Source organism: Candidatus Benthicola sp., from assembly GCF_058719085.1.
In genome coordinates this window covers 1-8,727 of record NZ_JBZQEK010000030.1, presented here as the reverse complement: position 1 = coordinate 8,727, position 8,727 = coordinate 1, and the positions used below count along the sequence as shown (strand labels likewise).

7 protein-coding genes are annotated in these 8,727 nt (G+C 69.2%); 4 read left to right on the top strand and 3 right to left on the bottom strand.

Features of this window, described 5'->3' with window-relative positions; all coding sequences use genetic code 11:
* Together AC36XV_RS02575 and AC36XV_RS02570 are read left to right on the top strand one after the other, a co-directional pair.
* The coding region (locus AC36XV_RS02575) for an alpha-amylase family glycosyl hydrolase (protein WP_492202108.1) at positions 1 to 1,513 on the top strand (1,513 nt) is incomplete at its 5' end.
* Entirely contained in the window at positions 1,510 to 3,897 is a 2,388-nt protein-coding gene (locus AC36XV_RS02570) for an alpha-amylase family glycosyl hydrolase (protein ID WP_492202107.1), read from the top strand. The genes AC36XV_RS02575 and AC36XV_RS02570, both read left to right, overlap by 4 nt.
* Positions 3,898 to 3,942: 45 nt before the next feature.
* Here the strand turns inward: AC36XV_RS02570 and AC36XV_RS02565 are convergent, their stop codons facing one another.
* Genes AC36XV_RS02565 through AC36XV_RS02555 form a run of 3 tightly spaced genes read right to left on the bottom strand, consistent with a single transcriptional unit; the run spans position 3,943 to position 6,943 of the window.
* Positions 3,943 to 5,499 (bottom strand): DUF3943 domain-containing protein, encoded by a 1,557-nt coding sequence (locus AC36XV_RS02565; protein ID WP_492202106.1) that lies wholly within the window; start codon positions 5,497 to 5,499, stop codon positions 3,943 to 3,945.
* Positions 5,496 to 6,257, bottom strand: a complete 762-nt coding sequence (locus AC36XV_RS02560) for a hypothetical protein (RefSeq protein ID WP_492202105.1) — start codon at positions 6,255 to 6,257, stop codon at positions 5,496 to 5,498. Before AC36XV_RS02560 ends, AC36XV_RS02565 begins: the two co-directional genes overlap by 4 nt.
* On the bottom strand, positions 6,254 to 6,943 hold the full coding sequence (locus tag AC36XV_RS02555; RefSeq protein WP_492202104.1) for an outer membrane beta-barrel protein: 690 nt from the start codon (positions 6,941 to 6,943) through the stop codon (positions 6,254 to 6,256). Before AC36XV_RS02555 ends, AC36XV_RS02560 begins: the two co-directional genes overlap by 4 nt.
* A gap of 118 nt (positions 6,944 to 7,061) precedes the next feature.
* Between AC36XV_RS02555 and AC36XV_RS02550 the strand changes: the two genes are divergently transcribed.
* Positions 7,062 to 7,658 (top strand): hypothetical protein, encoded by a 597-nt coding sequence (locus tag AC36XV_RS02550; protein WP_492202103.1) that lies wholly within the window; start codon positions 7,062 to 7,064, stop codon positions 7,656 to 7,658.
* Positions 7,659 to 8,727: endonuclease/exonuclease/phosphatase family protein (locus tag AC36XV_RS02545; RefSeq protein ID WP_492202102.1), on the top strand; the 1,069-nt coding region annotated here is incomplete at its 3' end.

Genomic DNA, 8,727 nt, shown 5'->3' with positions numbered 1-8,727 from the left:
GGCCCTCGGCCGCCCCCAGGACGGGGCCGTGCTCCGCAGCTACATGGGCGGGGACCTGCAGGGACTCCTCGAGAAGATCGAGGAGGGGTATTTCGATGCCCTCGGGGTGGACGCGATCTGGTTCACTCCCTTCCAGGAACAGATCCGGGGCGACGTGGATGAGGGGACGGGGAAGACCTACGCGTACCACGGCTACTGGCCCCGCGACTGGACCGCCGTGGAGCCGGCGCTCGGGACGCTCGAAGACCTGAGGGCCGTCGTCGAGGCCGCGCACGCCCGCGGAATGCGGGTGATCATGGACGCGATCATCAACCACACGGGCCCGGTGACGCCGCTGGATCCGCAGTGGCCGGACGGGTGGGTGCGCACCGGCCCGCGCTGCGGGTACGACAGCTACCCGACCACCGTGACCTGCACCCTGGTGGACAACCTCCCTGACATCCGCACCGAGAGCGACGAGCCGGTCGAGCTCCCCGGCTTCCTTCTCGCGAAGTGGGAGGCCGAGGGGCGGCTCGACCAGGAGCTGGCGGAGCTCGACGCCTTCTTCGAGCGCACGGGGTACCCGCGGGCGCCGCGGTTCTACCTGATCAAGTGGCTCGCCGACTGGGTGCGGGAGCTCGGCTTCGACGGCTACCGGGTGGACACGGCGCGGAACTTCGACGAAGCGGTGGCGCTCGAGCTCCGGGCCGAGGCCGATCTCGCGTTCGCCGACTGGAAGGCCGCCCACCCCGACCGGGTGCTCGACGACCTCCCCTTCTACATGTTCGGCGAGGTGTACGGGTGGAACGCTGCCGCCGGCCGCGCCTTCGATTTCGGAGACCGGCTCGTCGACTACTTCGACTACGGGTACGACGGCCTCATCAACTTCGGTCTCAAGGTGCCGGATCTGGAGACGGCCGCCGCGTTCTCCCTCTACTCGGACCTCCTGAACGGGGGTGCCCTCGAGGGCGTATCGATCCTCAGCTACCTGGACTCGCACGACGACAGCTCCCCGTGGGACCGGGCGCGCGCGGAGCCGAAGGACGCCGCGGTCCGCCTGCTGCTGGCGCCGGGCGGAGCGCAGATCTACTACGGAGATGAGCTGGCCCGGCCGCTGATCATCCCGGGGGCCGCCACCGACGCCAACCTGCGCTCCTTCATGCCGTGGGAAGGCGTCGAGCAGAGCGTCGGGAGAGAGCTGCTGCTCGAGCACTGGCGGAAGCTCGGGCGCTTCCGGCACGCCCACCCGGCGGTGGGGGCCGGAGAGCACGTCGAACACCAGGCCACGCCGTACGTGTTCAGCCGCGTCCTCGACCTCGGCGACGGGGTGGACCGCGTCCTCGTGGGGATCGACATGCCCCGTGGGCCCAAAGTCGTGCCCGTGTTCGGGGTCTTTCCGGAGGGGGCCGAGCTGGTGGATGCCTATTCGGGCGAGGCGGCCGTCGTATCCGGAGGCGAGGTGGAGCTGAGCGGTGACTTCGACATCGTGTTGCTCGAAGAGCGGATCACGTCGCCGCGGGAGGCCGGCTCTTGATCTCGCCGCGCAGCCTGCTGTACGGGCGCCTCGCGCCCCTCGCCGTCGCTCTCGTGGCGGCCTGCGGGTCGCCGGCGGACGAGGGCGCTCCGCTCCCCGAGGACTCGGAACCAACCAACGTCGAGGAGGCAGACCTGGGCATCCGTCTGAAGGCCGCCACACACGGGCCGCGCGAGATCCGCATCACCCTGATCGGGGCCGAGTGGCCCGCGGATTCGGCGTTTCGCCTTGCCGATGGACGTGGGACGCCGCTTCCGATCGCCGAAGTCCGGCACGGAGAGGGGAACGAGGCCGTGCTCGTGCCCGGCGCCGGGTTCGATCCGATGCGCGTGCACTACGTCGAGATCCCGGAGCTGCACCAGCGGGCGCTGGCGCGCCGGGACCCCCTGTTCCGGGAGATGGTCTCGGACAAGCCGCTCGGCGCGGAGGTGGTGGACGGGGGCGCCGCGACGGTGTTCCGAGTCTTCGCACCCCGCGCCGAGGCGGTCCGGCTGTACCTGTACCGCGAGCCCGATCACACGGCGGCCGAGGCGTTCGAGGTGGTCGAGATGGCGAAGGACGCGGACGGGGTCTGGGAGGTCACGGAGCCCTGGGACCTGCGGGGCGCCTGGTACGACTTCACGGTGCACGGCCCGGAAGATCCGGGGAACTGGTTCTGGGAGACCGCCCCGGTCCACGTCTCGGATCCGTACGCCCTCGTGCAGGACGATTCGCACGGAAAGTCGATGGTGTGGCGTCACGGTCCGCCGCCTCCTCCCGTCGTCGGCGGACGCCCGGCCATGCAGGAGGTGGTCGCCTACGAGGTGCACGTGCAGGACTTCACGGACCTGCTGCCGGTGAGCGCGGACGAGACCGGGACCCTGCCCGCCATGGGCCGGACGGGGCTGGTGAACGCCCACGGCGAGCCGATCGGCATCGACTATCTCGCCGACCTGGGGGTGAACGTGGTTCACCTGATGCCGGTGCAGGAGTACCTCCACTACCCGGACGAAGAATGGCGCGAGGCGTTCGCCGACGATCCGTTCGCCCGCGAGATGGGGATCGACCGGGAGAACTACCAGTGGGGGTACCGGACCACGCACGCCTTCGCCGTCGAGAGCCGCTACCGCTCGCGGGATGCCGACCCGGGTGCCGAGCGCGAGCAGTTCAAGGCGCTGGTTCGGGCGTTCCACGAGCGGGGGATCGCGGTGATCATCGACGTGGTGCCGAACCACACGGGCGAGAGCATGGACGGGGGACACCTGCTGCTGAATCTCAGCGCGCTGGACCTTCCCTACTACTTTCGCACTGACGAGGAGCTGCGCCACATCGGGCCGTTCGGCAACGAGATCAAGTCCGAGGAGCGTCCGATGGTGCAGCGGTGGATCCTCGACCAGCTTCGGCACTGGGTGGACGAGCTCGGGGTGGATGGATTCCGCATCGATCTCGCCGGGCAGATCGACCGCCAGACGCTGCTCCGGGTCAGGGAGGCTCTGCCGGCGGACCTGATCATCTACGGGGAGCCGTGGATCGCTCCGAGCGATCCGGACGTGGCGGCCAATCCCGAGTGGTCGTGGTACAAGGAGAACGCCCCGATCACCTTCTTCCAGGACGACGCCCGGAACGCCTTCAAGGGGAGCCCGTTCGACGTGAACGAGCGCGGCTGGGCGGGCGGAGACGGCGCGGCCCGGGGAGCGGCCATGGCGGCGCTCGCCAACGACTATGCGGAAGAGCGACGGGCCACGGACGGGATCAACTACCTCGACATCCACGACAACTGGGCCCTCGCCGATCGCTACGCACTGGAGGGTCACGACGGGCGCAAGGGTGTGGACCTCGGGGCCGTTCGCATCGCCGCCGGCCTCCTGCTCACCTCCGCCGGGCCGGTGGTGATCCACGGCGGCACCGAGATGCTGCGATCCAAGGGACTCGCCCCGCTCGACGAGCGAGTGGCGGAGATGGGCGGCGGCGAGATCCACTTCAAGGGACGCGACGACACGTACAACCTGCGGGCGCCGAACCGCTTCCTGTGGGACAATCTCGCCCCCGGATCGGATCAGGCGGCCATGCGCGACTGGTGGCGCGGTCTGATCGCGCTTCGCATGTCGGAGTGGGGCGAGGCGTTCCGAGTCGCCGACGTGCCGGCCGGTCACTACCGGTGGATCACCCCGGACGAGGGGACGCTGCTCGGCTACGTGGTCGGAGAGCGCGTGCTGGTGCTCGCCAACAGCGGGCGGCAGGACGGGATGTTCAGCTTCGATCTGCCGGATGGCGACTGGCTGCAGGTGGCCGGGACGGAGTCCGTGGACCTGGATGGAGTGCCGAGCGAGTACGCGCTCCTTCCGGGCGGGCGCCACGACCTGCGGGTGCGGCCGGGCTCGTTCCTCGTGTGGGTGCGTCGGTAGGTCGGAAAGCCGGGAGGAACATGGCCTCCCGGCTGCCGTTCGGACCTAGTTGTTGTGCGGGTCGACGTCTCCGCGCCCCATCTGCCAGGCGACGTACGCCCTGAACTCCGGGTTCCGCCAGAACACGTCCGGGTAGTCCCGATAGTAGCTGTCCCGGACGTTCACGAGCATGGTGGCCCCGACGCCGAGCTTCTTGTACACCGGCACGAAGGCCTGCGCCGCTCCGAGCTGCAGGATGTGATCTCCGGCCGCCCCGTTCAGCGTGTGCTGCCACAGCAGCACGTAGGAGAGGCTGAAGTTGATGTTGTTCGAGCTGCGCAGCGAGGCGCGAGCCCGCAGCCCGGCCCCGCTCCCGAAGTCGTAGTCCCGCTGGGTCCAGTCCGAGAACTCCGAGTCCACGCCCCAGATCAGCAGGATCGAAGGCTCGAGCCGCGTGAGCACCTTCCAGGAGTCCGACAGCTTCCAGTCGGAGAGGAAGGTCGCCGCGACGCTCGAGCCGCCCGTCTCCAGCGACTCGAGGTTGACGTAGTCGAAGTGCTGCGTGAAGTGGAAGACGTGGTTCACGCTCTCGTTACGCTTGAGCTCGTCGCCATAGAGCGAAGCCGTCAGGTGCACGAACCCCAGACTCTGCACCTCGTTGTCCCCGTACAGCTGGGCGGTGAACTGGAACGCATCGAACGGTTTGCCGAAGTCCGTGAACGGGTTGCCGTACTGGTAGTCGAACGAGAAGAAGCCACCGTGTGACTCGTCCGTCTGACCGCCCTGGCCGACGAACCGGTACCCGAGGCGCAGAGCGGAGCCCTGACCCGAGGGCGGCATGCGGTCCTCCGGGTTCGAGCCCACCTTCGTCCACTCCCCGCGCACCAGCCGGTTGAACCCTCCCATCGGGTTGACCAGGAACCCGCCCAGCTCCCTCATCGTCCGGCCGAACCCGGTAGCCTCGTTGTCCCAGATCATCAGGGAGAAGCGGTGCAGGGTCTCCCCGAGCGCCACCCCTCCGAGGGAGGTGCTCAGCCAATCGTTGATGGCCGGCCGGTTCGCTTCGCCGAAGTTCTCCCACAGGAAGCTGCCCGTCCACGAGAAGAACGACGACTGCCAGAAGTTGTATCCGTTGGACCGCGCCGTATTGAAGAACAGCCCGCCGTGATACGGGTGCGCCCACATGTTCGTCTGGAAGGCGTCCCGGTCCCACTCGAACCCCTGGACGATGTTCTGCTCCCAGGACTCCTTGTTGAGGACGGCGGTGGAATCGTCCGCCACGTGGCGATTGAAGTACCACGGCACGACCATGAGAATCCCGATCTCTCCGATGGCCGGCCAGAAGTACTTCCGGTCGCAGCAGAAGGTCACCGAGTCCTGCGGAGAGGGGAAACGGCCCGCCGGCTCGAGTCCCGTGGGCTGGAGTCCGTTCTCCAGGAGGTCCCCGGAGGTCAGCCACCTCGCGCCGCTCTCGGGCGCGGCCACGAGACTGAGATCCGGGCTCTCCGAGTCCACCGGGTAGACGAACGATTCCTGCGCGAGCGCCGATGGAGCGATCGCGACCAGCGCCAGCAGCAGCGCCGGGATCGAGCTCCACCTCCGAGGCCGTCTTGACGTAGTCATCGCTTCACCGTGAGGCCGAAGAGCCAGCCCTGGCTGACACCGTCTTCCAACCGGTAGGCATCCCCCGGGTCTCCGTAGGTGGTCGTCAGGTAGTCGTAGGCGAGCGACAGGCTGACCGGGCCCGCCACCCGGACCCCGAACTCCGCGCCGACCCGCATGGTGAATTCGGATCCGAACAGGAAGCCTCCGAGATCGCCGTCCACCGAGATCCAGAAGGGCCCGCCCATCTCGACGTAGTACTCCGCCCCGGCCACCGGCTCCACCCAGTTCTTCGATACGGGATCGAAGCCGGCCACGTCCGTGAGGTCCTGGCCCTGGTGCACGTACCGTAGGCCGAGCGAGAGCAGGAAGGCGTGGTCCGTCTCGAACCCACCGGCCTGCCAGGTCGCCATGGCCGTCGCCATCGTCCAGGTGAAGTCGTAGTTCACGTCCGTGCCGTCGGGAACCCCGGGTCCGTCCAGCGGGCCCGTGTGGGAGAGGCTGGTGGTCGAGAACTTCCCGATCCCGCGGAGACGCCCCTTCCCGAACTCGACTTCTCCGGCGAAGCTCGCGTACAGGGAGGTCGAGTCCCCCACCGTGACGGTCGAATCCCCGAGGAAGTTCACGCCGTCGATGTTGGCCCACCAGAGGTAGGCGGACGCGCGCCAGAAGGTGTCGGGATTCCCCGCGTCCTGGGCCCGGGCCCCGGGAGCCAGTGCAAGCCCGGCCAGGCACAACACGGTCCACGAGACGGCTCGTCGCATCGCCATCGCTCTCATGATCGGGGCCCTCCGATCGGGAGGAAGAGCCGGAGCTTGATGTCGAGCACGCGATTCTTCACGGTGAGGCCGGCGTCCTCCGCCTCTGCCCACAGGTTGCTCGTGCCAATCGAGTAGCGCGCATCGAACCCGATCCCCGAGCCTCCGCTGAACAGCCGATCGACCCCGATCCCGAACTGGATCAGGAAGTCGGAGCCGGCGATCTCCCCGCCCGGCGTGTCGGGATTGCACTCGGTGTCGAACGAGAACTGCGAGCTCGGCTTCACGTCACAGGACGAGTTGAACACGGGGGCTCCGCCCGCGAAGGCCTTGAATCCCCAGTCCTCGCCGAAGAAGCCCGTCCGATAGATGACCGCGATGGGGATCTGGAGGTTGGACGTACGGTAGTCGTACGGTTCCTCCTCGGCCGGCGTCTCCACCTCGAACGCCCCCATCTGGGCCGTTCCGAAGCCCCCCTCCAGCGAGAAGTGGGGCGACAGGTGCCACTCGACGTACGCGGCGATCGTCACGCCCCATGTGCTGATGGAGTGATCGATGTAGCTTCCGGAGAAGTTCGCGATCGTCGGGCCCGCGGTGAGTCCGAAATCCACCTGGGCGCGCCCGGGGGAGGGAAGCGTGGCGATCAGGAGAAGGGCAGTCGCCGACGAAACAAGACCGAGCCTCGCGGCCCGAACTGGACCGATCATGGTCTCTCCTGCGGAGAGGTCGGATCAACCGACACTACCTGCACTTGTCCCTATGCATTTAGGCGCGGGAGCGGGCTGGCGCAAGACCGGTCGCCGGGCCCTCCATATCGCGGCCTGCGTGTGTCTTATCGGTGCGGCCCGGCCGGCTCCTTCCCACGCGCAGTCCGGCTCGACGGGCGCGGCGATCGCCGGCAGCGCGCTCGGGCTCGCCTCGGGCGCCACGCTCGCCTTCGTCGGCTCGCTGGTGCCGTGTACGCAGACGAAGCCGGGACCGACCTGCGTACGGTGGGCCAGCGTGGGCGGAGGCGTCCTCGGACTGACGGGCGGAGCCATGATCGGCGCCTCCGACTCCGACCGCCTCGGGGACATGGCGGTGGGGGCGGGGATCGGGTTCGCCGCCGGAGCGGCCGTCGGCCTGGTGCTGAAGTCCGCCGCGGAGCGGTTCGGCTGGGCGGACGTGGCCGCCGTCGGCCTGCTCGGCGGAGCGATCGGGACCGCTCCGCTCGGGTCGGCGATCGGCCTCGCTGGCGGATCGGCTCTGGGGCTCCTCGCGTGGGGCATCTCGGATGGGTTCGAAGTCCCCGACCTGATCGGAGCGGCGGCGGTCGGGATGGCGATCGGCGGGCTCGCTGAGTGGCTGGCGAACGGGATCGACGCCTCCTCCGGGCCGGCCGCCAGCCTGCAGATTTCCCTTCCGGCGCCCGGGGGCTTCTAGGTGCGGGACGCGATGCGGTTGGCCGTGATCGCCGCGGGCGTCGGGAGCGTCGGGCTGGCTTCCTGTCTTCCGTCCTACCGGATGGTTCCCGGGATCGAGAGCGATCGCCGCTGTCCGGATGTCGAGACCCGCGCCTGGTACGTGCCCGAGGGCGGTGGGGACAATGAGCGGCTCGAGCGCTGGTGCGTCACGGTCGGGCCCGAGGTCGTGCGCGAGCGTCCGACCGCCGGGTTCCCCTCTTTGCCGGCGGGCGGCCAGCTGACGGTGTTTTCATGGAACGTGGCTGCGGGGGGCGGCGACCTCCTCGCCTTCCTGCGAGAGGAGGCGGGCCTCCGCTGCTCCGGAGCCGAATCCGAATTCACCCCCGGAAGCGGTCCCCTCGTCCTTCTCGTCCAGGAGGCCTTTCGACGCTCGGCGGCCATCCCGGAGACGACCGACGACCGGGTGGTTCCCCGGGCCGCCGTGGAGGAGGAGCGTCCGGGCGAGCGTCCGGACATCCTCGAGATCGCCGGGCGGTGCGGCCTCGCGCTCGCGTACGTCGCCGGCGCGAGAAACGGCCCGGCGGCTCCCGGAAACGAGCGGGAGGACCGGGGCGTGGCCATCCTCTCGACCCTCCCGCTGGCGGATGTGTTCTTCGTCGAGCTGCCGTTCGAGGCGGCGCGCAGGGTGGCCATCGGCGCCACGCTCGGCGAGGGGTCGGGCGCGCGTGCACGGGTGCTGAGCGCGCACCTGACGAGCGCCGTCCCGCCAGTCCGCACTGTGGTGACCGGAAACGGGTCGCGGCTGAGGCAAAGCCTCGGCCTCCTCGAGGCGCTGCAGCGGATTTGCGACCCGGCTCCGGCGGGAGGCGCTTCCGCCTCCTGTGACGAGTCCGTGCTGCTGGCCGGCGACCTGAACACCTGGTCGGACCACGAGACCTCGGTCCTCCACCTCCGGGAGTGGTTCGTGGATTCTCCGCCCTCTCTCGAGGAGCCGACCCGGGGAGCCTTTCCGACCGACCACATCCTGTTCCGGAAGGGACCCGGCGCAGCTCCCCGGCTCGTCGATTCCTCCTACACACGGCTGGCCG